This is a genomic window from Lysinibacillus parviboronicapiens (assembly GCF_003049575.1).
Taxonomy (GTDB): domain Bacteria; phylum Bacillota; class Bacilli; order Bacillales_A; family Planococcaceae; genus Lysinibacillus; species Lysinibacillus parviboronicapiens.
The window spans coordinates 1-24,213 of record NZ_PYWI01000009.1 but is presented as its reverse complement, the minus strand read 5'-3'; the positions used below and the strand labels follow the sequence as shown (position 1 = coordinate 24,213).

At 37.7% G+C, this 24,213-nt stretch carries 23 protein-coding genes and 1 riboswitch; of the genes, 18 read left to right on the top strand and 5 right to left on the bottom strand.

The annotated features are described in order from the left end of the window. Nucleotides 1-18 precede the first annotated feature (18 nt). The gene (locus C9J35_RS09635; protein WP_107924347.1) at nt 19-1,170 is read right to left on the bottom strand and encodes an MFS transporter; all 1,152 of its coding nucleotides are present in this window, start codon (nt 1,168-1,170) and stop codon (nt 19-21) included. Nucleotides 1,171-1,266: 96 nt separating this feature from the next. Between C9J35_RS09635 and yeiL the strand changes: the two genes are divergently transcribed. Together yeiL and C9J35_RS09625 are read left to right on the top strand one after the other, a co-directional pair. Beyond that, complete coding sequence (gene yeiL, locus C9J35_RS09630) at nt 1,267-1,932, top strand: transcriptional regulator YeiL (protein ID WP_107924346.1); 666 nt, start codon at nt 1,267-1,269, stop codon at nt 1,930-1,932. Nucleotides 1,933-2,085: 153 nt separating this feature from the next. Then, nucleotides 2,086-2,364 carry a hypothetical protein gene (locus C9J35_RS09625; RefSeq protein WP_153062953.1) on the top strand — a complete coding sequence of 93 codons (279 nt, stop codon included), beginning with the start codon at nt 2,086-2,088 and terminating at the stop codon, nt 2,362-2,364. Nucleotides 2,365-2,560: 196 nt separating this feature from the next. Here C9J35_RS09625 and C9J35_RS09620 read toward each other — a convergent pair whose 3' ends face one another. Then, entirely contained in the window at nt 2,561-2,881 is a 321-nt protein-coding gene (locus C9J35_RS09620; protein WP_107924345.1) for a hypothetical protein, read from the bottom strand. Nucleotides 2,882-3,162: 281 nt separating this feature from the next. Here C9J35_RS09620 and C9J35_RS09615 point away from each other — a divergent pair, with 281 nt between their 5' ends. From C9J35_RS09615 to C9J35_RS09605, 3 genes are all read left to right on the top strand, one after another. Then, nucleotides 3,163-4,143 carry a diaminopimelate dehydrogenase gene (locus C9J35_RS09615; RefSeq protein WP_107924344.1) on the top strand — a complete coding sequence of 327 codons (981 nt, stop codon included), beginning with the start codon at nt 3,163-3,165 and terminating at the stop codon, nt 4,141-4,143. A 233-nt stretch (nt 4,144-4,376) separates the two neighbouring features. Beyond that, a complete protein-coding gene (locus C9J35_RS09610; protein ID WP_107924343.1) occupies nt 4,377-4,934 on the top strand; it encodes a methyl-accepting chemotaxis protein in 558 nt (185 codons plus the stop codon). A 265-nt stretch (nt 4,935-5,199) separates the two neighbouring features. Next, nucleotides 5,200-8,388 carry a winged helix-turn-helix domain-containing protein gene (locus C9J35_RS09605; RefSeq protein ID WP_107924342.1) on the top strand — a complete coding sequence of 1,063 codons (3,189 nt, stop codon included), beginning with the start codon at nt 5,200-5,202 and terminating at the stop codon, nt 8,386-8,388. A gap of 67 nt (nt 8,389-8,455) precedes the next feature. Here the strand turns inward: C9J35_RS09605 and C9J35_RS09600 are convergent, their stop codons facing one another. Next, entirely contained in the window at nt 8,456-9,451 is a 996-nt protein-coding gene (locus tag C9J35_RS09600) for a DUF4179 domain-containing protein (protein WP_167395944.1), read from the bottom strand. Then, on the bottom strand, nt 9,448-9,999 hold the full coding sequence (locus C9J35_RS09595; protein WP_107924340.1) for a sigma-70 family RNA polymerase sigma factor: 552 nt from the start codon (nt 9,997-9,999) through the stop codon (nt 9,448-9,450). The genes C9J35_RS09600 and C9J35_RS09595 overlap by 4 nt, the downstream gene beginning before the upstream one ends. A gap of 353 nt (nt 10,000-10,352) precedes the next feature. Between C9J35_RS09595 and C9J35_RS09585 the strand changes: the two genes are divergently transcribed. The 12 genes from C9J35_RS09585 (at nt 10,353) to panF (ending at nt 21,904) form a co-directional block, all read left to right on the top strand. After that, nucleotides 10,353-11,591 (top strand): substrate-binding domain-containing protein, encoded by a 1,239-nt coding sequence (locus tag C9J35_RS09585; RefSeq protein ID WP_107924338.1) that lies wholly within the window; start codon nt 10,353-10,355, stop codon nt 11,589-11,591. A gap of 101 nt (nt 11,592-11,692) precedes the next feature. Next, complete coding sequence (locus C9J35_RS09580; RefSeq protein ID WP_107924337.1) at nt 11,693-12,469, top strand: ABC transporter ATP-binding protein; 777 nt, start codon at nt 11,693-11,695, stop codon at nt 12,467-12,469. Continuing rightward, nucleotides 12,444-13,151 carry an ABC transporter ATP-binding protein gene (locus C9J35_RS09575; protein ID WP_054768096.1) on the top strand — a complete coding sequence of 236 codons (708 nt, stop codon included), beginning with the start codon at nt 12,444-12,446 and terminating at the stop codon, nt 13,149-13,151. The genes C9J35_RS09580 and C9J35_RS09575 overlap by 26 nt, the downstream gene beginning before the upstream one ends. Nucleotides 13,152-13,164: 13 nt before the next feature. Next, on the top strand, nt 13,165-14,037 hold the full coding sequence (locus tag C9J35_RS09570; RefSeq protein ID WP_107924336.1) for a branched-chain amino acid ABC transporter permease: 873 nt from the start codon (nt 13,165-13,167) through the stop codon (nt 14,035-14,037). Further along, the gene (locus C9J35_RS09565; protein WP_167395943.1) at nt 14,034-15,047 is read left to right on the top strand and encodes a branched-chain amino acid ABC transporter permease; all 1,014 of its coding nucleotides are present in this window, start codon (nt 14,034-14,036) and stop codon (nt 15,045-15,047) included. Before C9J35_RS09570 ends, C9J35_RS09565 begins: the two co-directional genes overlap by 4 nt. Continuing rightward, on the top strand, nt 15,044-16,048 hold the full coding sequence (locus tag C9J35_RS09560) for a 3-oxoacyl-ACP synthase (protein WP_107924334.1): 1,005 nt from the start codon (nt 15,044-15,046) through the stop codon (nt 16,046-16,048). The genes C9J35_RS09565 and C9J35_RS09560 overlap by 4 nt, the downstream gene beginning before the upstream one ends. Nucleotides 16,049-16,060: 12 nt before the next feature. Then, nucleotides 16,061-16,972 (top strand): intracellular short-chain-length polyhydroxyalkanoate depolymerase, encoded by a 912-nt coding sequence (phaZ, locus tag C9J35_RS09555; RefSeq protein WP_107924333.1) that lies wholly within the window; start codon nt 16,061-16,063, stop codon nt 16,970-16,972. After that, the gene (gene fabG, locus C9J35_RS09550) at nt 16,956-17,687 is read left to right on the top strand and encodes a 3-oxoacyl-ACP reductase FabG (RefSeq protein ID WP_107924332.1); all 732 of its coding nucleotides are present in this window, start codon (nt 16,956-16,958) and stop codon (nt 17,685-17,687) included. The genes phaZ and fabG overlap by 17 nt, the downstream gene beginning before the upstream one ends. 18 nt (nt 17,688-17,705) lie before the next feature. Then, complete coding sequence (locus C9J35_RS09545) at nt 17,706-19,172, top strand: class I adenylate-forming enzyme family protein (RefSeq protein ID WP_107924331.1); 1,467 nt, start codon at nt 17,706-17,708, stop codon at nt 19,170-19,172. Nucleotides 19,173-19,341: 169 nt separating this feature from the next. Further along, nucleotides 19,342-19,857, top strand: a complete 516-nt coding sequence (locus C9J35_RS09540; RefSeq protein WP_107924330.1) for a DinB family protein — start codon at nt 19,342-19,344, stop codon at nt 19,855-19,857. A gap of 338 nt (nt 19,858-20,195) precedes the next feature. Beyond that, a complete protein-coding gene (locus tag C9J35_RS09535) occupies nt 20,196-20,459 on the top strand; it encodes a YhdT family protein (RefSeq protein WP_054768095.1) in 264 nt (87 codons plus the stop codon). Continuing rightward, nucleotides 20,459-21,904 (top strand): sodium/pantothenate symporter, encoded by a 1,446-nt coding sequence (panF, locus tag C9J35_RS09530; RefSeq protein ID WP_107924329.1) that lies wholly within the window; start codon nt 20,459-20,461, stop codon nt 21,902-21,904. The genes C9J35_RS09535 and panF overlap by 1 nt, the downstream gene beginning before the upstream one ends. A 138-nt stretch (nt 21,905-22,042) precedes the next feature. Here the strand turns inward: panF and C9J35_RS09525 are convergent, their stop codons facing one another. Continuing rightward, nucleotides 22,043-22,417 (bottom strand): nucleotide excision repair endonuclease, encoded by a 375-nt coding sequence (locus tag C9J35_RS09525; protein WP_107924328.1) that lies wholly within the window; start codon nt 22,415-22,417, stop codon nt 22,043-22,045. Nucleotides 22,418-22,880: 463 nt separating this feature from the next. Then, nucleotides 22,881-22,990, top strand: a riboswitch (SAM riboswitch). Between the two features lie 103 nt (nt 22,991-23,093). On the opposite strand from C9J35_RS09525, the gene metA reads away from it, so the two are divergent. Continuing rightward, nucleotides 23,094-24,032, top strand: a complete 939-nt coding sequence (gene metA, locus C9J35_RS09520) for a homoserine O-acetyltransferase MetA (RefSeq protein WP_107924327.1) — start codon at nt 23,094-23,096, stop codon at nt 24,030-24,032. Nucleotides 24,033-24,213: the final 181 nt, after the last annotated feature.

The following is a 24,213-nucleotide window of genomic DNA, read 5'->3' as shown; positions in this document are numbered from 1 at the left end:
TGTCTTTCCCACCTGCTTTTAAAATTTATAAGTATTTCTAGTAAGCAACAAGATACCGATTGCTGGAACTGTACAAATCAGCATGGCTGCAAAAGATAGTCCCGGTGAAATTTCGTATAAATAGCCACCTAAAAACGTCAGGATCGCGGTACTTAACCCCATCGCTAATGCAGAATAGAGTCCCTGTGCATTCGGAATTTGTTCCTTTGGTAAGTTTTTCGTTAAATAGCGGATAAAAGCAAAGTGTGCAAGCGCGAAAGATAACGCATGTAATGTTTGAGAGCCAATAAACACCCAGACATTTGGGAATAAATAAATAACTAACCAGCGTAAGGAAGATCCACTTGCCGCTAACAGTAATAACGAGGAAGAACGCCATTTCGTAAATAGTGTATCCGCCTTCATGAAATATAAGATTTCACAAATCACGGCAATATTAATAATCATCCCCATATAAAATGGGTCAACCTGTAAATCCTCTAAATAGATATAGCCATAGCTGTAATACGAAGCATGTGCGCCTTGTAGCAATATCACGATCAATAAAACAATTGGAAAACCTTTAATCTGCCATAATGTTTTCATCGACAGGGATTTAGCTCGCTGCTCTTTTGTAGGCACAACAAGTAATTCCTTCGGTGTCGCAAATTGTTGCATCAACAGCATACCTATTAAACCGATAATCATGCTCCAAAAGATTACGTTTTTACCAAAGACACCGGTTAGCATACTGATAATTAGTACCGCTATAACGAAACCGAATGAACCATAGGAGCGGCTTTTACCATAGTGAACATTGCCATGCTGGACGAGCGTTGCCGCACTACTTTCAACGGCAGGTAAAAGAGCAGGATAAAATACACTAAATAAAATTGTCACAATAAGGAGCATGCTGAAACTTGTACTCGGTATGTAAAGTAATGTTGTCATCAAAGCACCAACTGCCAAAATCGTAATAAGGCGTTTATTGTGTACATATTTTGCTAACGTTGGAAAGAAAAAAAGATTAGAAGTGGCCCTTGCTAATAGACCACAGCCCATCACAACACTTGCCTGAGAGACCGTTAGATGTTTAGCATCCACAAGCCAACCTGTCCAATAAGGTAAGAAAATCCCCCATGTAATGAAAAAAGTAAAGAAATTTTGAGAAAGCCATCGTTGATTGTTCATTAAATTATGTACCTCCATTAACTATGTTGAATGATAGCACGATAGTCGTTACAATAATGTGAGATATCTCATATTTTAAATAGGAGAGAATAAAAAATGCAAATACTGACAGGTGAAGCACGGCAATATTATATAAAAAAATATCCGATTGATGATTTTTTCTCCTTTGACATCTATCCATATTTAGAAGTCTGCCAATTTGACAAAGGAGAATGGATTTTTCAAGAAGGTTCATACCCAGATACGATGTATTACATGATAGAGGGGAAAACGAAGCTCTATATGACGCATAAGAACGGCAAGGTTTCGCTTATTGAATATTTGGAAGCACCACGGTTTATGGGAGAAATTGAATTACTCAATGAGGCTAGATATACCAAGGGGATTCAAACGGTGACAACAACAATTTGTCTGTCAATTGCCACACAGGCATGCAAAGAAAAGCTACTCGCAGATGCACTTTTTTTACGCAGATTATGTGTATTTTTAGGGGAAAAGGCAACTACAATGACATCAAAATATACGCAAAATCAGGCATACCCATTGGAAAATCGTCTAGCAGCCTTTATCCAATTATCATCTGATCAGGGCATCTATAAAGAAAAGCATACGGAAATCTGTGAATATTTAGGGGTTTCTTATCGCCATTTATTATATGTCCTAGCCCAATTTTGCGAAGAAAAGATACTGGAAAAGCAAAAGCATGGCTACCACATTATCGATGAGCGACGCCTTAACCAATTGGCGCAGGAGATTCAGTAATGCACCAATTATTTTGTGCCACAGATGAACAAGAGGAGAAATAAAAATTTTGTAGATGCGCTCAGTTGTGAATCGGCAGTAGTTAATAAGATTGGCATTTTGTTTATCTTCCTCAGTCTGTCACTTTTAGCGGCTTGTGCAGGAGAAACTTTTATGTTTACTGGAGAAAGTGACAATTGGAGCGTACGCTATGAAGTGGAGAAAACTAATAGTTGCCAACCAACTGCTGGTGCTATTCAATATATTGGAAAGGAAACTATTCCGAAAAGAATTGAGTATTCCTATGATAAGGCATCCGGGGATGAGCCATTAAATGAATACGGGGTAGCCACGTTAGCGAAGGGATGTACTGATGCTAGAGAGGATTCGGAGATTGCAGTCATACTAAAATGGGATAATCAAACGGAAACAATACCTTTAACAGTAAAGTGAGCTGTATCTTTTGAAAAATAAAAGAATCCTTGCTTATTTTTATCTATGGGTTTCTTTTATTGTTCAATTAGAGGTTGCTCTCTTTCTTTATGTTTATAGTACATATTGATGCCTGTCCCTATGTGATAGCATAATATGCTTCATTAATAATGAGAGGTGAAAGAACTAAGCGCGTACTCACAAATAAGCACAGACTTCAAATAAAGAAGTCAGGACTAGGCTTGTTGTATTCACTTTTTTTAATAATCCAGCGTGCAATTTCCTTGCCACTATGATAAAAGTTCACTTCATTGACCTTGTGTTTTTTACTGGAGATATCTAGGATTTGTTGATTAACGTCAAAAGGTAATATCCCTATACATAGCTGTTTGTCGGGTGAAAATCTTTGATGCTTTGCCTCATCCGCTATACCATTACTGTTGATATTATGAGCTTGAGCAGATTTCTGTGCATTATGGAATGCCAATAGTTCCCCTTGTGCCAACACTGTACTTGGTGAGTGACCATTACTTTTCATTCAACATGCCCCCTTGTCGTTATTGCTATTGTACAAGACCCGATGATGAAAAAGTCTTGATTTACAAGGCTTTTACGAAAACTTAATGGTTCGTTCTACAAGATTTGTTTATGTAACCGTATTCATGCCTTTATAGTATGGAAATCATACAAAACTTATATAGTTTATGAGTAAAAACACGTACTCAAACTATTGTGAATTTTTCTAACACGAAGTATTATTGTAATTAGATTTAACGTGAAAGTTATCACAAAGTCACGTTAACGTGAGGAGGAATTTTAATGAGTGCAATTCGAGTAGGTATTGTAGGTTATGGAAATTTAGGACGCGGTGTGGAATACGCAATTTCGCAAAATCCCGATATGGAATTAGTAGCTGTCTTCACACGACGGGATCCTTCAACAGTAAGCGTTGCAAGTAACGCAAGCGTATATTTAGTTGATGACGCTGAAAAATTCCAACATGACATTGATGTAATGATTTTATGTGGAGGCTCTGCAACAGACTTACCTGAGCAAGGACCACACTTTGCACAATGGTTTAATACAATTGACAGCTTTGATACTCATGCGAAAATTCCAGAGTTTTTCGAAGCGGTTGACGCTGTAGCACAAAAATCTGGTAAAATATCAGTAATTTCAGTGGGCTGGGATCCAGGTTTGTTCTCATTAAACCGTATCCTAGGTGAGGCTGTATTACCTGTAGGTACAACTTACACATTCTGGGGTGATGGCTTAAGCCAAGGTCACTCAGATGCAGTCCGTCGTATTGCAGGTGTAAAAAATGCAGTTCAATATACGTTACCAATTAAAGATGCGGTGGAACGTGTTCGTAATGGTGAAAACCCAGAGTTAACAACACGTGAAAAACATGCGCGTGAATGCTGGGTTGTTCTAGAAGAAGGTGCAGATGCCGCAAAAGTGGAGCAAGAAATTGTGACAATGCCAAACTACTTCGACGAATATAACACAACAGTAAACTTTATTTCAGAAGATGAATTTAAAGAAAATCATACAGGTATGCCACACGGTGGTTTCGTTATTCGCAGTGGAGACAGCGGCGCAGATGACAAACAAATTCTTGAATTCTCATTAAAACTTGACAGTAATCCGAACTTCACGTCAAGTGTGCTCGTTGCCTATGCACGTGCTGCACATCGTTTAAGCCAAGCAGGCGACAAAGGTGCGAAAACAGTATTTGATATTCCTTTCGGTCTGTTATCAGCAAAATCTGCTGCGGAATTACGTAAAGATCTTCTATAATATATGGTCAAAATCCCGATTATCAATAAATGATAATCGGGATTTTTTTATGCTTAAACATTTTTTAGTGGAGACACTGCTTATTGTTATTTTTATATAGGTATTTAGGTGACCAGGTTGCAACGAGTAAAAGGATAGTTTAAAACAAGCATCTGCTGGAGAAAAATCTGTCCAAGAAGTAGCTTCTCAGATGACAGTAATAACAGTATCTATCGAATCCATTAATGATCTAGTTGTACAATTTAGCCAACCAATCACAACAAATAACCCAATCCCTACGTGAAATCGAAGATATCTCGGAGCAAACAAAGCTTCTTGCATTAGATGCATCAATTGAAGCAGCTCGTGCAGGTGAACACGGCAAAGGTTTTTTTGTTGTAGTAGCAGGTAAAATTCGAAAACTTGCTTCAAATTCTCAGACTTCAACGATAGATATCCAAAGGGTATTACAAAATATCGATTTTCAAGTGCATGAAATGGCAGAAAAAATGGAGTCTGGTTTGAATGAAATTCATAAAGGAAATGCCACAATAATAATCAACGCAGATTTATTTCATGTTATTTTAAATACTATGAAGAAAGTAGAAGACGAAATGGCTCTTATTTCTAATGCCTCCCAAGCGGTCGCAAGTTATGCAAGTCATGCTAGTGAGACAAATACCATCTTTAAAAGTATATTAGAGTCCAATCATGTATCCTTAGAGCGTATTTCAGTTATTGCAAATGTTGCAAAAGATCAGGATGCATCAACGGAATCTTTGAATCAAATAATGAATGAACTGCACCGATAGCTGATGAATTAAATTTACTCATGCAGAAGATTAATAGCTACAAAGTGACTTCATAAAAATAATAATCCGTGGTCATTGCATGGGGACCTTAAAACTCTTAGAAGGAGATGTATCCTTTAATATTGCGGTAGGTGAAATTCTGACAAATCACATATAATATATGGTAAACTGTCAATAATTTAACTATATGATGTTTAAATAGATGTAACTAGGAACAACGTTCAGTAACCTACTAATCGCAGTATAATGGGGAGGTTATCATTTAATGACAACAGATATTATTATTCAGTCGAAATGTATTGCACCAAAGCCATCAAATCATTGTATTAGTCGAGCTTTGCTAATGAAAAAACTAAGAAAAAGTTTGGATCTGACATGTACATTCATCCATAGTGGTGCAGGCTATGGGAAAACAACTATTCTCACGCAATTTCTCCACTCGGAAATCACTAAGTTTTCTTGGTATAGCGTTTCAGAAGAGGACGATAATATCCTGCCATTTCTAAGATATTTGTTTCATAGTATTCAACGCGTCTTTCCCCACTTTGGAAGACAATTTGCTACCTGGGATCAACTTTCACGCTTTCCAAAAATAGAAGAATTAAATCGTTGGTATAAACTTTTCGTCAATTGTTTATGTGAGATAGAAGAGCGTTTTCTAATTGTCATTGATGATTACCATTTAGTGGACCATGAATTTCCTATTAACTATGTAATGGAAAAAATAATTGAATTTTCACCTCCCAACATCCATTTCATTATTGCTTCTAGAGCATTACCGAATTGGGATATCATGCGAAAAATGAAGTTGCAAATGAAATCTCTCATTATTACTGAAACAGACTTAGCCTTTTCTGCTGAAGAAATCACTGTTTTTTTTGAAGAATATGTGGATATTCACTTAACAGAGGAAGAAATTTTAAAAGTAATCGAAATTACAGAAGGTTGGGCGATTAGTCTTTCATTATTGGCTGAGCAATGGAATAGTGAGGTGCTTGATCACTGGCTAAACATTCATACAAATGATCTGTTTTCCTATTTATCAGAAGAAGTTTTTTTAAAAATGACTAAATTTGAGCAAGAAGCATTACTGTATTTTGCAATCTTCCCAACTTTCTCAGAGGACTTAATCGCTCAATTTTACAACACAGAAGTTGTACAAGTATTAGAACAATTAGTGCATAAGCATTTATTTATCCAACCAATAGCTAGTAATGGATTATATCGTTTCCACTCTTTATTTAGCCGATTTTTAGAAATGAAATGGCAACAAAACACTACACAATATACGATTTTACATAAAAAAGCGGCTTTGTATTATGTAAATAACAACAACGTTCAGGCAATTCTACACCATGCATTTAAAACAAATGATCAAGATTTTTGTGGGGAGCTATTGCAAAATTATGCTGATAGTGTAGTAAAAGCAGGTCAATTTGAGTGGCTATTAGAAAAAATTAATCGTTTTTCAGCCAATGAAAAAATGAAATTTTATAAATTATATTATTTTGAAGGGGAGTGTCATCGCTATCGTGCTTATTATGAAAAGGCAAAACAAGCCTATGAAATGTGTACCAGCATGGCCAAGTCTGTCAATGATGACCTCTTTATGATAAAAGCCCAGGCCGGATTAGCTCATATTTATCTTGATACGATCCAACCAGCGTTAGCTGAACCTTATTTAAAACAAGCGTTAGCGTTAGTGAATGACAACTTACTCAGTTCACAAGAACGCTTCGAACTACAACGTCAGTATGCTGAAAACCTAGTGAATTTAGGGAAAGCCAAAGAAGCAAAACGATTCATTGAAGAGGTTGCTTTAAATGAAACAGTTTTACAACGGGCAAATGTCGATGTACGTATATTGTTGAGAACAGGCCAATTATTTGATGCCAAAAATTTGCTGACGAAACGATTGGAAATACCACCACAACTTGTTTCGACACATAGGGAAAGTGAACTGTTGGCATCCTTTGTTTATGCGCTATTAGGACTTGGAAAAGATGCATGGTACGCTGCACAGCAGGGGATTCGAAGGGGAGTACGTGAGAAGTCCGTTTTTGTAGAAGCGGTTGGCTATATTCGCAAGGCACATGCTTTGTTATTAGTAGATTTTCCAGACTATGAAGGCGCATGCCACGCATATGACAAAGCTATTTCGCTAATGAATATGATGAATATTTCTCGTGTCAAGGCAGAGCCTTATATGGGACTTGCTATTGTTAAACATGCTGGGGGAGACATTGTATCCGCTAAAAAGTATTTGACACTAGGCATACAGGAAACAGAGCAAGTACATGATGCTTGGATGACTGCCCTTATATTACTTGTTGAAGTGAAAGTGATACTTTCTAACAATGAATTTGATAAGGCAAAGCATCTATTAAGAAAGGCACAACGATTATTTCAGGTCTGTGGCGATCAAAATGGCGAGATGCATATTTTATTCTATCAATCTGTGATTGCTTTTAAAGAGAATAATGCTCAAAATTTTATCTCTTATTTTAATCAATTTGCAAGTCAATGTATTGCCCATGGATATGAATACTTTTTTCAACGGACCACAATTTTAGGTCCTTCCAATTTAATTATTTTTTACGAGCTTTTGCAATATAGCCATAACTGTAAGAGTGAAAACATGGCTATTCAAACGATGCGTAACTATTTTCGAGTGGAGGGCACATTGGTTTATCCAGCAGATGACATACAGGTAAATCTTTTCGGAAGTATAAATTTAACAAGAAATCATCTGAAAATTGAGGATAAAGAATGGCAACGCGAAAAGTCAAAGGAGCTTTTCGTGTATTTATATTGTCATCGTCATCGCTATATTCCAAAGGAAGAAATTGCGCAAACTTTGTGGCCTGAGCGTTTAGTCGATACACTTGATCGTGATTTTAAGGTTGTTTTAAATACCTTATTAAAGGTGCTGGAACCGCAACGACATGCACGTCAGGAGAGCTTCTTTATCCATCGGAAAAATAATATGTATCAATTGCAGCATACTCGCTTTCTGCAAATCGATGTAGAACGTTTTCTTTTTTATTTTGCGTTAGGAATGGAAGAATTTGATCCACAATATTCGAATGAATGGTTGCAACTTGCTGAGGCGAGTTATACAGATGCACTATATGTGGAAAAAAAGCAAGTAGATTGGCTAACACACGATCGAGAGAAATTGCAAACTTTATATATTGAAGTACTCGAAAGATTAGCACAAAATGCCACGCGGCAACAAAACTTTAAGCAGTCAATCCACTATGCAGAAAAAATGATTCGAGAAGATGCATTATGGGAAGAAGGCTATCGGCTTTTAATGTATAATCATTATCAATTACAAAACCGCTCGCTTGCATTAAAATGGTATGAAAAATGTGTACAACAATTACAAAAAGAGCTGAACACCACACCAATGGAATCGACAATGGCCGTTTATGATTTAATTATGGGTTAGCCTTAATTAAAGGTACAACACCCCAAGCACCATAGTGCTTGAGGTGTTGTTTTCACTTTTGGGATTTCTATTTATTCAAGTCAATTTCGACTGTTTCTAGTAGTTTTTTTTCGATTTTCTCCCATTTTACGTCCGTTGTATGAATCGTTGGTGTAATGAAAATTGACGTGGCACTAAAATTGAAATCGTTTATTACCACAGTTCCTGTAGAATATTTATCTGTTACTTTCATAGTTGTAGTTGGAGCATCCTCATAGTGGTTTCCGAGGTTGTCTGTAATGTCTAAGGTTACGATTTCAGTGGCAAAATCAAGGTCACCGCTAAAGTAAATCACGGTTGCATATTTTGTAAAGGAAAGGTAATCAATGACTAATTGATATGGTTTTGACGATATTGTTTGATTTACAGTTAATTCATTTCCTTGAATTTTATTTAGTTCAAAAGAGAAATTCCAATCTCCAGAAGCAAGCGTTTTTCGATTAATATCTAGGAAACTGCCAGGCTCCCAAGTTAATTCAATAGAAGAAGGAGACGGCGCAGTGTTATTCAACGTTATTGTTAAAAAGCCAATATAGGTATCCTCATTTACTTTTTTAAATTTGAATCCACCATCACTTTCATCTTCATGTCCTGCTATTTTAGGAAGATTCTCCATGAAAAGTAGATTGTCCAATGGTTGCTTCGATTCTAACGAAAAACTAAGAGAAACCAAATTCCCATCATATAGGGCATCTTCTACTTTCATAGTAATACCATTACTTACTGATGTTGTTGCAACAATACTCGAGTTGTCAGCAAAACGTGTAAGTTGTTCATCTTTTGAAAAGTAAGAAAGGAAATGTTCAACAATTGGTAATTTTGATGCTACTGTCGATAGACTCAAAATTCCGACTGAGCTAACGCCAATTGCAAACAGTGCAGCTATAACCCATTTAGGTAGCCTAAATGCCTTTATTGGCTTTTGTAAAATGTGACTAATCACAACTTGCTTTTCTTCCTTGGTAACCTCAATAGACGTAATTTCTTCTATGTCAATTTGCAAGAAATCTTTTTCATTTTTCAAGTCAAACTCTCCCTTAATTTTGGATTTTTAGCAAGCTTTTTCTTTCCTCTATACAAACGATTCTCTACTGCAGATTTTGAAATATGTAAAATCTCGGCTATTTCACCATTTGTGTAATCTAAATAATATTTCATTAAGAATAATTCTCTATCTGATTGTGTGAGTTGCATGATTTCAAGAAGAAGTAATTCCTTTTCATAGGATTTTTCTAGTTGTTTTTCGATATTATTTGTAGCTATAAGGGGAGGTACATTTTCAATAGGCAGTGTAGCATGAGATTTTTGCAATTTACGATAAATATCAATCGCTTTGTATTTAGCTATCATCCCAATCCATCTCTTAAAATCTGCTTCTTCTCCTATAAAATAGTTACTTTTTTGCCAAACTAATAGAAATACATCATTCACACATTCTTCGACCAGCATGTAATCGGAGGGCTTTTCTAAAACTTTTAATGTAATTGCCTTCACATAACCTAGATAGTGCTCTACTACATATTGAAGTGCACTTTCATCTTGCCGTTGTAGGCGCTCAATAAAGTCATTCATTTTGTCACTTCCTTTGACTGTTATATATACTATAACGAATTCTTATTGGAACACTCGCGCAAAAAAGGAAGGTTTTTCTTTTTATTGCGATGAAGCCCTTTAAGACTTTTATTTTTTGGTTGATATTTCCTTTTTATTTGGCCGCTGACGATATACAGTTTGCTACACCTTACGCCCAGAAGACCCATTTTGTTGCTGTCGTTGGCTTCGCTACACTTTCGCAACATAAAAATGAGTTGCCCAAATTTCGGGCAACTCATTTTTTGTAACTAATTTGTAACTGTACTTTTATATAGTTAGGGCATAGCTACGAAAGCGCTTTCTATTTAGCTCATTATGAAAGGGGTTTTGGGATGAAGAAGCAGTGGTTATTTGTGCTTTTATTGATGGTGTCAATGATAATAGTAGCTTGTAATGAAGGGGGAACGAAGGAGGATTCAGCAGATAGCAAGGCATCAGAAAACGATACAGCAGGGACTACGGAGGAAGGAGGCACGATTAAAATCGGTGTACTTGCTTCGTTAACAGGTGCACTTGAGTCGTATGGGAAACAAACACAGCGTGGCTTTGACTTGGGCATAGAATACGCTACGGATGGCACGATGGAGGTAAATGGTAAGAAGATCGAGATTGTTTATGAAGATACCGAAACAAAACCTGAGGTCGCTGTACAAAAGGCTACCAAACTTTTAGAAGATGATAAGGTAGATTTCTTGGTGGGGTCTTCAAGCTCTGGTGATACGTTAGCGGTACTGCCACTAGCGGAAGAATACGAGAAAATTATGGTTGTAGAGCCTGCAGTAGCTGATAGTATTACAGGTTCAGAATTTAATGAGTATATTTTCCGAACGGGGCGCAATTCCTCGCAGGATGCCTATGCAGCAGCGGCTGCAATTGCTGGTAAAGGTGTGAAAATTGCCACGTTTGCGCCTGATTATTCGTTTGGTTGGGACGGTGTAACGGCATTTAAAACTGCTGCTGAAGAGCTAGGTGCAGAAATTGTCTTAGAGGAATATGCGGATCCAGCTGCCACTGATTTTACATCGAACCTACAAAAAGTAATTGATGCAAAGCCTGATTATTTATTTGTTGTATGGGCAGGGGCAAACTCTCCGTGGAACCAAATTGCCGATTTGAAGATTCAAGACAAGGGCATTAAAATTTCTACTGGTGCACCAGATATTATTGCACTGCAATTTATGAATCCATTAATTGGCATGGAAGGATTCTCTGTTTATTATCATACGTTACCGCAAAATGATGTGAATAAATGGTTAGTAGACGAACATCAAAAACGCTTCAATGAAGTGCCCGATTTATTTACACCAGGTGGTATGTCAGCTGCGATTTCAATCGTAGAAGCCTTAAAAAAATCAGCAGGTGATGCTGATGCTAAAAAACTAATTACGATAATGGAGGGCATGTCATTTGAAACACCAAAAGGCACAATGACATTCCGAGAAGAAGATCATCAAGCCCTCCAATCCATGTATTCCATCCGTTTAGAAAAACAAGAGGGTGTAGATTATCCAGTGCCAGTGCTTATTCGTGAGCTCAGCCCTGAAGAAACAGCGCCACCGATAATGAATTAGTTTAATATGAGACAGATTGTCCAAGCAATTCTGTCTCTCTTCATCTATTTTCATGCAAGAGTGGGTGAAGAGAGCTAGAAGTAACTGAAAGGAGATTTAAAATGGAGCCTATTTTAAGAACAGAAAACCTAACGATACGGTTCGGCGGGCATACAGCGGTCGATCATGTAAATTTTAATATGCCAGAAAAACATTTGAAATCGATAATTGGGCCAAATGGTGCGGGCAAGACCACCTTTTTTAATTTAATCAGTGGGGAGTTGAAGCCGACTGCTGGAGATGTGTATTTTAAAGGACAATCACTTTGTCAAAAATCAGCAATTGCCAGAACGCGCATGGGTCTGGGACGGTCGTTTCAAATTACCAACGTTTTTCCGAATTTGACGGTATTAGAAAATGTCCGTTTAGCTGTGCAATCAAAAGAAAAAATACGCTATCAATTGTTTCGCCATTATAAAAGTTACCAAGCTATTACCGAAAAAGCAGAGGAACTTTTAACGCTCGTTTTACTCAACAACAAAAGAGATGCTCTCACAACAATGTTGTCTCATGGTGAAAAAAGAAAGCTAGAAATTGCCATGTTACTCGCATTAGATACTGAAATTCTCCTACTGGATGAACCTACAGCAGGCATGTCTTTGGAAGAAGTCCCTGCCATTTTAGAGGTTATTCGAACAATAAAAAATAATGGCGATAAAACCATTTTACTCATCGAACACAAGATGGATATGATTTTAGATTTGTCTGACTCCATTATGGTGTTATTTAATGGCCAGCTCCTTGCTGATGGAACACCCGATGAAATCATGCAAAATGAAACCGTACAAAATGCTTATTTAGGAGGTCTATATGATGAACACCTTACTGAAGTTAAATGACGTCCATACGCATATCGGTCAGTATCATATTTTACAGGGGGTAAATTTTGAAGCAATCGAGGGGCAGGTTAGTGTACTTCTCGGTCGAAATGGCGCTGGTAAAACGACTACCCTAAAAACGATTATGGGCTTAACGCCTGCCTCTAAAGGAGAGGTCGAATTCCGAGCGCAATCTATAAGGAAGAATCCTACTTACAAAGTGGCCAAACTAGGCATTGGCTATGTACCAGAAAATCAAGGGATTTTTGCAGATTTAACTGTTGAAGAAAATATGAAAGTTGCGATGCGTAAAGAGGATACGTCTGCACTAGAACGACAAAATTATGTGCTTGAACTTTTTCCGGATTTAAAGAAATTTTGGAAAAAGGCTGGAGGCCATCTTTCTGGTGGTCAGAAGCAAATGTTGTCAATGGCAAGGGCCTTTATAAATGATAGTAAATTGATTTTAATTGATGAGCCATCAAAGGGATTAGCCCCAATTGTTGTAGAGAAAGTGATGGAAGCCATCGTTGAGATGAAGAAACAAACATCCATTGTTCTTGTAGAGCAAAACTTCATCATGGCTAGCCGTATAGGGGATACGTATACGTTAATTGACGATGGCAGAACGGTGCATACGGGCAAAATGGAAGATCTTGTCCATAATGAAGAACTAAAACGTAAATATCTAGGAATTGGATAAGGGAGGTGTTTCCTTGGAATTAATGGTGAATTTGATGATTAACGGTTTGGCGACAGGCATGTTAATCTTTTTACTTGCAGCTGGACTTACGTTGATTTTTGGCTTGATGGATGTATTGAACTTTGCGCATGGCGGGCTATTTGTGTGGGGCGCCTATGCAGGGATATTTACGTATATGTACACGGAAAGTTTTTTAATTGGCATTTTGGGGGCCATTGGTACAGGTGCTCTTCTAGGGCTTATCACAGAGAAGTTAATCATTACACCAGTCTATGGCAATCATATTCAACAAATTTTAATTACCTTAGGGTTAATGCTCGTTCTACAAGAAATGATTAAGGTCGTTTTTGGACCAAATGGTGTGCCAGTGAAAACACCAAGCTATTTAGCGGGAAGCTGGGAAATTGGCGACGTTATTATTATTAAATATCGATTATTTATCATTGTAGTAGGTTTCGTGATTTTCGGCATTTTTCAGTATATGTTAAAACGTACTAAGATTGGGCTGATTGTTCGAGCGGGTGTACAAGATAAAGACATGGCACAGGCACTTGGGATTCATATAAAGCAGGTATTTTTATATGTCTTCATGGTTGGAGCGGCACTTGCAGCACTGAGTGGCATGTTAATGGCGCCTTATTCAGGGGTCATTTATGCGGAAATGGGCATGGAATATGCTATTTTAGGCTTTATTGTTGTAGTGATTGGGGGCATGGGGAGTTTCTCAGGTTCTCTACTTGCAGCCATTTTAGTTGGTCTGGCTGGTAGCTTTATGGCCTATTATGTGCCTGTTTTATCACTTGCAGTCAACATGATATTGATGGCAATCGTGTTAATTTTCCGTCCACAAGGATTATTTACGATGAGAAAGGAGAGATCGACATGAAAATAACGTTGCAACAGATAAGTTTTTTTCTGATTCTAGCTAGCCTTGTCATTCTCCCTTTCGTCAATGATTCACGGACACTCATTATTTTATTAACGCAAATCTTTATCTTTGGTATTTTAGCAATGAGCTACGATATTTTACTAGGTTATACAGGTATCGTGTCCTTTGGTCATGCGATGTTTTTTGGAATCGGCGCTTATACGACGGCTGTCATGTTGAAACAGATGGATGCAACACTAACAATGTTCTTGTTGTCCATCGTGACAGGGATGTTTTTTGCAGGGATGATAAGTTTCCTCGTAGGTTTACTGACACTACGTTTAAAAAGTCACTTTTTTGCCATGCTGACATTAGCTTTTTCGGGCTTATTTTTAGTCGTTGCAGAAAAATGGCGCTCGGTTACGTATGGCAATGATGGTTTTACTTTTAGAGCCCCGGACATTTTTAAAGAACGTATCACGTTTTATTTCTTTGTTTTAGCGTGTTTAGCGGTCATTTTTATAGCGCTTTATCGCTTTGTAAACTCGCCAACAGGACGGATTCTAATTGCTGTTCGTGAGAATGAACAACGAACAAAATCATTAGGTTTCAACACTTTGCACTATAAGGTGATTGCTTCTGTGGTTGCAGGGATCGTGGCAAGCTTAGCCGGATCTTTATATTCCCTATCACTGCGCTTCGTCAATACCAGTGTGCTGACGATGGATATTACCCTTGATGCATTATTAATGACGATTATTGGGGGCGTGGGCACATTAGTAGGACCATTACTTGGAGCGGGCGTCATTGAATATGCTCAACATGCACTATCAGGTTTGGCACGTGACTACCCAATATTTGAACGTTGGATTATTTTCTTTGGGATACTTTATATTTTAGCGGTACTCTTTTTCCCGAAAGGTATCATCGGTTCTTTGCGCATGTTGTTCTGGAAATGGCGTTCAAGACGAAAAGGGAATAAAAAGTCACCCGCAGCCCTTCCACATAAAAAGGAGCGATTTGAATGACTGTAGGTATTGTTAGCACGGGGATTTATATTCCCCAAACGAAAATGACATCAACTGAAATTGCGGCACTTTCCAGTATCCCCGAAGAAATTATTCGGCAAAAAATGGGCATTCACGAAAAGCCCATTCCTGGAGAACATGATCATACTGTTCAAATGGGCATATGGGCAGCACAACAAGCATTACAAAAGGCCAACATTGAAGCAAAATCCATTGATGTTGTGATGTATTTGGGGGAGGAGCATAAGGAATATCCTCTATGGACGGCTTCTATAAAAATGCAAGAGGAACTTGGCGCAGTAAATGCTTGGGCATTCGATGTTCAGTTAAGATGTGGCACGACCATTATGGCACTTAAACTAGCTAAGAGTTTAATGGAATCCGATGACTCCATTCATACGGTTCTACTTGCAGGCGGCTACCGCAATGTCGATTTTATAGATTATACAAATCCAAGAACACGCTTTATGTATAATTTAGCCGCTGGTGGTGGGGCAATTATTTTACAAAAAAACTATGAAAAGAATCATTTATTAGAGGCGGATATTATGACAGATGGTTCTTTTTCAGAGGATGTAGTTGTGCCGGTAGGTGGCACTAAGAAGCCGCTGACACCTGAAGACTTAGAAAATAATCTCTATCAATTAGACGTTTTAGATCCCATCGGCATGAAGGAACGTCTTGAGCAAAAATCATTAAGCAATTTTTTGAAGGTAATTCGGTCATCTGTAGCGAAAAGTGAACTTAATGAAGAAAATATTAACTACTTAGCAATGCTTCATATGAAAAAGTCTGCCCATGATTATATTCTTTGTGCTCTCGGGTTACAGGAAGAACAATCTATCTACTTACAAAATTATGGTCATATAGGGCAGATCGATCAAATCCTATCACTACAACTTGCAGTAGAGGAAGGGCGTGTTCAAGAGGGAGATATTGTTACATTGGTCAGTGCGGGCATTGGTTATGTATGGGGAGCAATGACAATTCGTTGGGGATAGGGAGGAAGAGCAATGCTTCAAAAAGTTCAACTATCGAATGGGGAATCGATTTCATATCGAAAACGTGATGGGGGATCACAAGTTTTATTATTGATTCATGGCAATATGACTTCTTCTAAGCATTGGGATGTATTAATGGAATCTTTAGATGCTAAATACACGATTTATGCCATCGATTTACGAGGGTTTGGTGGTTCGTCTTATCGTCAGCCAATCACTTCTATCAAAGATTTTAGCGAAGATGTAAAGCACTTTGTTGATGCCATTCAGTTAAAACACTTCAGCATGATTGGCTGGTCAACAGGTGGAGCTGTATGTATGCAGTTTGTCGCAAATTATCCAGGCTATTGTCAGCGACTTATTTTACTGGCCTCGGCTTCCACGAGAGGGTATCCATTTTATAGCGATTTAGGTACAGGCAATCAAGCAGCTTTAAAGAGAGCTTCCACTTATCAAGAGGTACTAGTAGATTTGTCCAAAACGAAATTAGTCCAAGGCTTCTACGATACGAAAAATGTGGAAGGCTTGCAGTCTATTTGGAATGCACTGATTTACACGCATCAACAGCCTGAACCAGTCCAGTATGAGACTTATGTAGAGGATATGCTTAGTCAACAAAATCTTGCAGAGGTGTACCATGCATTAAACATTTTCAACATAAGTACAATTGATAATGAGATAGCAAAAGGGACACATGAAGTCCAGCATATCCAAATTCCTACACTCGTCTTAAGGGGAGATCGTGATTACGTGATTACAAAACAAATGAACGATGAAATCATGCAGGATTTAGGTCCATGTGCAGAGTTTAGAAGTTTAGAAAATTGTGGGCATTCGCCATTAATTGATGATTTACTGCAACTTACTTCGAAAATAGAAACTTTTTTAGAAATTGGAGGACAGAATTATGCGCTTAAGCAATAAGGTAGCCATTATTACAGGCGCTGCAAATGGGATTGGATACGCCGCTGCAAAACGTTTTATAGAAGAAGGGGCACACGTTTTTATAGCTGATTTTGATGAAAAAGTGGGTGCCCAAGCTGCAGACAAGCTTGGCAATCAGGCTTATTTTGTGCAAACGAATGTCGCTGATAGGGAAAGCGTTAAAAGTTTAGTCGCCACTGTCGTCGGGCAAGCTGGTCGCATTGATATTTTAGTCAATAATGCAGGCATTACACATGATGCTATGCTCATCAAGATGACAGAAGAGCAGTTTCAGCAGGTGCTTGATGTCAATTTGTCAGGTGTTTTTCATTGTACACAGGAAGTCATCCCCCATATGATTGCAGCCGGTCATGGAAAAATTATCAATACGTCTTCTGTTAGTGGGATTTACGGAAATGTTGGACAAACAAACTATGCTGCAACGAAGGCAGCTATTATCGGGATGACAAAAACTTGGGCAAAGGAGCTAGGGCGAAAAGGCATCAATGTTAACGCTGTGGCACCAGGCTTTACTGAAACCGAAATGGTTAAGAAAATGCCAGAAAAAATTCTTGAACAAATGCGCTCTATCGTACCGTTACAGCGTTTAGGAACGCCTCGGGACATCGCAAATGCCTATTTATTTTTAGCATCTGATGAAGCATCCTATGTACATGGTCACACGCTTCATGTGGATGGCGCGATTATGATGTGATAAAGGAGGGCGTTCAAAATGTTTGTGGAGCAAGCATGGATATTAAAACGTGCCTCTTTAAGTCCTACTCGATTAGCGTTAATTAACTTAGAAACGAATGAACAGTGGACATATCAACAATTAGCCAATGAAATTGCAACTTGGAGTCACTTTTTTGAACGCCAAAAATTGCAACAAGGAAGTCGAGTAGCAATCTTTGCACGGAATAATATATCTCTCTTTGCCATATTATTTGCTTGTGGGTTAAGGGGACTCATTTATGTACCGTTAAATTGGCGGATGAGTCTGGAAGAATTACACCATATAATGACCGATGCTGCACCATCTTTAGTTCTTTACGATCAGGACCTTACCTGTCCACTGAAATGGAAAAATATGCAACCCATTCAACAACCTATTGAACCTGCTACTTTTCCAAATGTTACGCAAATGGATACTAACGACCCTTGGCTTATGATTTACACAGGTGGCACAACAGGAAAAGCGAAAGGAGTTGTCTTGTCATTCAATTCAGTTAATTGGAATGCTATCAATACGATCATTAGCTGGGGATTAAATGAAGATGATTGCACATTAAATTATATGCCCATGTTTCATACAGGTGGTATAAACGCCTTATGTATTCCTTTGCTCATGGCGGGTGGTACAGTTGTTATTGGCGATAAATTCGAAGCAGAACACGCGCTAACTGCTATCAATCAATATCAAGCAACAATCTCTCTTTTTGTGCCGACTATGTATCAGGCGATGATTACAACGAAGTACTTTCAAGAAGCTAGTTTTCCAACAGTAAAAGTGTTTTTATCAGGAGGTGCACCATGTCCCCATCCAATCTACGATGCCTTTTTTAAGAAAGGGCTTTACTTCAAAGAAGGATACGGATTAACGGAAGCAGGGCCGAATAATTTTTATATTTCTCGCGAAGTAGCCTATAGAAAAAAGGGTGCCGTTGGTAAAAGTATGCAGTTCAATGATACGAAAATTGTGAATGCAATGGGAAAAAGTTGTGCAACAAACGAAGTGGGCGAGTTATATGTTAGAGGGCAGCATATGTTTAGGTTTTATTGGAATAATCAGCTTGAAACAGAGAAAACCATTCAAGATGGTTGGTTAAAGACTGGTGATTTAGCCATGATGGATGAAGATGGGGATTACTATATTGTCGGTAGAAGTAAAGAAATGATTATTAGTGGTGGTGAAAATGTCTACCCACAAGAAGTAGAACAATGTATATTACGACACCCATTCGTGAAAGAGGTTGCGGTTATCGGTACACCAGACGATTATTGGGGAGAAATCGTAACAGCGTTTATTGTGTGTACGCATCAAACAGCTATTATTTTAGAGGAAATAAGGGCACTATGTAGGGAATCTTTAGGGCGTTATAAGATGCCTAAAAAATTTGTTTTCCTCGATGAATTACCCAAAACAATTGTTGGGAAAATTGATAAAAAAGCATTACAATTCTACTTTGAACGTTCTTAAGTCATTGATAGGCCAATTAAAACTGCTTTACTTGGCATCAATAGTTCGTATATTTATACAATGAATGCTAGCAGAATAGGTAAGGAAAAAAAGGGATATTTCCTCATCGTAGAGAATATATACAGAATAGGAATTTAAGTTCGCACTTTGTGATGAAGGGAGAAATCTTGTGAATATATTAGTAAATGACCAACTAGACGAAACGAGAAATAACCTCTTAACGGAGATTACTTTATTAAGTGATTCACAATTTAATAGTAAGCCTGACATGAATATGTGGAGTATCGCACAAGTGTGCCATCATTTAGTTTTAGTAGAACAAGCATCTCTAAAGGCTATTGCGTGGGGCTTAAAAGATGGGGAGAATGCTAAAAAAGAACGTAAAAAAATAGAGTTATTAATGTTGAATAGAACGAAGAAGATTGATGCCCCAAAAATCGTTGAGCCAGACTCAGGTCCATTTGAAGTTCAGCAAATAATCGATGTGTTACATGAATCGAGGCATAAATTGCAGACTTTTCTTAGCACAATAGAAGACCCAGCCATTTTAACGGAAAAATCAGTGAAGCATCCGGCTTTAGGTGAACTATCTCTTGATCAATGGATTGAACAGATTTATTTGCATGAACAGCGACATATAGAACAAATAAAAGAGATAAAATTACTTGTAAATGCAACAAGTTAGCTGATGCTTATTGCTAAAGCACAGTAAGGTTTGTGCATATGTCAGACTGTCTATAAATACCCCGAGAGTTTCATCTCTCGGGGTATTTTGTCGTTTTTGAAGGTAGTTGAATTAAGCGATACAAGTTGATTGGAGAGGCAGGCGCGACACTCATGGAGGAACAGCACGTGCGGAAAATCTATTTTTGCGAAGACCCGACGCAAAAATTACTTGGAGCCGTGCCTGTGGAAAGTGAGCGTTAGGAACGGAAATAGCAGTTTCTAACTATTTATTATTCCACAAAGCTTCCCATAATACGTGTATATCAGTAAAATAGAGTAGGTTAGGGGGATATAATTTTGAAAGATCAACGATTTAAAATTGCGCATCGAGAGGCACTCATTGGCATTGCACTGGTCATTGTCAATTTTGCTATTTGGTACGGCTTTGCGTACGGTCTTGGTGCTGGAAATCCAACTAGTTATACATATGTTTTGGGATTCCCAGCGTGGTTTTTCTACAGCTGTATGGCAGGAACTATCTTTATGATTGTGCTTATCTGTGTTGTCATGAAACTCTTTTTCAAAGAGGTTTCATTTGATGATGAGGAGGTGGATGAATAATGCATTGGCAAGTCATTTTTCCACTTTTCATATTTTTAGTTATTATTTTTGGTATCGGGATATGGTCGAATAAGCATGTCCGCACATCAAATTCATTTTTGCAAGAGTATTTCCTCGGCGGTCGTGAAATGGGGGGCTTCATCCTCGCGATGACCATGATTGCCACGTACGGTAGTGCAAGTAGCTTTATTGGAGGACCAGGTGTGGCATACAATAAAGGTCTTGGCTGGGTACTATTGGCGATGGCGCAATTACCAGCGGGTTATTTTGTACTGATGATCTTAGGAAAGAAATTTGCCATTATCGCTAGACGTTATCAAGCCATTACCTTAATTGATTTTTTACGCGAACGCTATAAAAGCCATGTCATCGTTATTTTATCTGCCATTAGTATCATTGTCTTTTTATTTTCTGCGATGATGGCACAGTGGGTAGGCGGTGCGCGTTTAATCGAATCACTAACTGGTTTAAACTATACAGCAGCGCTTTTTATTTTTGCGGTTTCTGTTTTAGTTTATGTAATCATAGGTGGTTTCCGTGCGGTGGCTTTAACTGATACGGTACAAGGGTCAATAATGGTTATAGGGACAGTCATCTTACTTATTGGGACAATCGTCGCCGGTGGTGGAATAGATAATATTATGTCATCACTTATCGCTGAAAACCCTAAACTGGTGTCTCCATTTGGAGCAGAAGGAGAATTAACGCCATTATACGTTTCAACATTTTGGATTTTAATTGGTGTAGGAGTGGTTGGGCTCCCACAAATTGCTGTACGTGCCATGAGTTATAAAGATTCAAAAAGTATGCACTTAGCCATTATTATTGGCACTATTGCCATAGGGACGATAATGTTTGGTATGCATTTAATTGGTGTCTTAGCGCGACCAGTAATTCCGGGTATCGATATTGGTGATAAGGTGATGCCGCTACTGACTTTAAAAGTATTACCACCGTTTCTAGCCGGAATTGTGTTAGCAGCTCCAATGGCGGCAACGATGTCGACGGTCAATGCTTTGCTTATGCTAGTCAGCTCAACTGTTGTAAAGGATATTTATTTAAACTATGTCAAGCCAACAGCAAATGATACGGAAATTAAATGCGCTAGCTTTATTGTCACAACGGTTATTGGTTTAGCTGTAGTTATATTTGCATTAAATCCTCCAGATTTACTCGTATGGTTGAATTTATTTGCCTTCGGGGGATTGGAAGCAGTCTTTATATGGTCAGTGGTTCTTGGACTGTATTGGAAAAAGGCAAACAAGTACGGGGCTATTGCCTCGATGATTACTGGTATGACCTTGTATATTGTCATTGATCGTTTTTATCCGTCGGTGTTTGGCATGCATACCGTAACAATTCCAATTATCGCTTCATTCATTGTTTTTGTTGTTGTAAGTCTATGTACAGCACATAAATTTAAACATGAAAAACTATTTATTTAGTAGACAACGCCGTAAATGTTCAAACTACGACGTTGCTTATTTTATAAGGCAAAGGCAAATAAACTTATTAAAGGAAAAAATCTATACCTCTGTAATAGAGAAAGGGACTTACTCAACATTAGAGTAAGTCCCTGTTTTTTATTCAAAAAATACTTTATCTAGGTTATACTTTGCACGGAATGTGTTGATTGCATATGTTTCGTAAATTTCACGTTCCATAGGATCTTCAATTTCGTACACTTCAATTTTGAAAATTTCATCGCGGTATTTCTTCATAGGAGATACATTGTCTTCAAAGTGTTTTTTAATACGTTGACGAATTTTACGCGCTTTCCCTACATATAAAAGCTCATTTTTCTCATTGTAGAAAAAGAAAATGCCACCTTTTTCACGTGTAATTTTATGGAAGTCGATAAATCCATGGTAAGGCGTAATTGGCACATCACCTGGTTTTAACACTTGCTCGCGCTGACGAATTACTAAATCTGGTTTTGGTAGTTCAATTTTAATCAAAATATTCACGTTCCTCTCTGTTACATAAGGTATATCTTAACATAATTCATACGTGGTAGCTATTATCAATTTCACATATAGCGAAATGCTATAAGCAATGTTATTTAATTGAGTAAAGGTAGTATGAGCAGAATAGCAAAAAAATTAACGTAAGCGTGAAAATATTTAGCAGCAGTGTTATGACACGCGCTATTCATACTAATCGAATTGAAAGCCAGCATCGAAACATGTTGATGCAACATATCGGCAATATGTTCAGCATATATTTGTGCAAATATCTGCGTGAAATATACTAAAAAACTACTACCAAGGCTGTAAATTAAATCATCACATTGCGTGTAAGATTGCACTAATATATAAGTTATCAACGTTTTTAAATAAAATAAAGCATCCTATAAACGAAATATTCTATGTATTATTGAAATTCTTAATTGTTCATGTTACAATTCTTTTTAATTAAATAATCTTATCAAGAGAAGCTGAGGGATTTGGCCCTATGACGCTTCAGCAACCTCTAACTTAGTTAGAAAGGTGCTACTTCCAGCAAAGGATTCTTCCTTTGAGAGATAAGAGTGAACGTGATGAAATATCCTCCTCATTCTTGCTCTTATGGAATGAGGGGGATTTTTTGATTTATATAGACAGAGAACAAAATAAATGAAATGGGGAATGCAACATGCCAATTAATATTCCGAAGAACTTACCAGCAGGAGAACATTTACGTGAGGAAAAAATCTTCGTTATGGAAGAGGACCGCGCAAAAACACAACAAATTCGTCCGTTAAATATTTTAATTTTTAATTTGATGCCTGAAAAAGAAAAAACAGAGCTCCAATTACTGCGTTTATTAGGTAATACACCTTTGCAGGTAAATATAACATTTTTAAATACGGCAACCCACGAGTCAAGGAATGTCAGTAAATCACATTTACAGTTATTCTACTCAACCTTTAAAGAAATACGTCATCGTCGTTTTGATGGCATGATTATTACGGGTGCTCCTGTTGAAAAAATGGCATTTGAAGAGGTGAATTATTGGCAAGAAATTTCAGAAATAATGGATTGGTCGAAGAAAAACGTGACTTCTGTGATGCACATCTGTTGGGGTGCTCAGGCTGCACTCTACCACCATTATGACATCGGCAAATTTGAACTACCCGAAAAATGCTCAGGTGTATATTCGCATGTGATTACAGATTTAACAGTGGATTTAGTACGAGGATTTAGCGATTTATTTACGGCTCCACATTCACGGTATACTTCTGTATCGATTGATGAAGTACGCAATCACCCAGATTTACGCTTACTATCCTATTCTGAAGAAGCGGGCGTCTTTATCGTCCAATCAAAAGATAATAAAAATATTATGATTACAGGTCATCTGGAATATGATGCCACAACCCTTGCTGATGAATATAGTCGTGATGTAGCTAAAGGATTGAATATAGCGGTACCTGTTAATTACTTCCCGAATGATAATCCATCGCATGAACCAATGAATACATGGCGAGCACATACGCATTTATTATTCTCAAACTGGCTAAATTACTATGTTTACCAAGAAACACCGTATGAATGGGATTTTGCAGAAGATCATATCGAATTTCACATTTAATGTGAGTCATGTCAACTGAATCTTGAAAAAAGCCCAAGTGCTCATTTATAAAACTGATATGCTCCCTATTAGGTAGACAGATTAAAAAATAAAATCTGTTTATCTAAGGGGAGCATTTTTATGGGGCGAAGTAAACATTCACTCGAGTTAAAACTACATATCCTTCAATTGTACGAAGAAG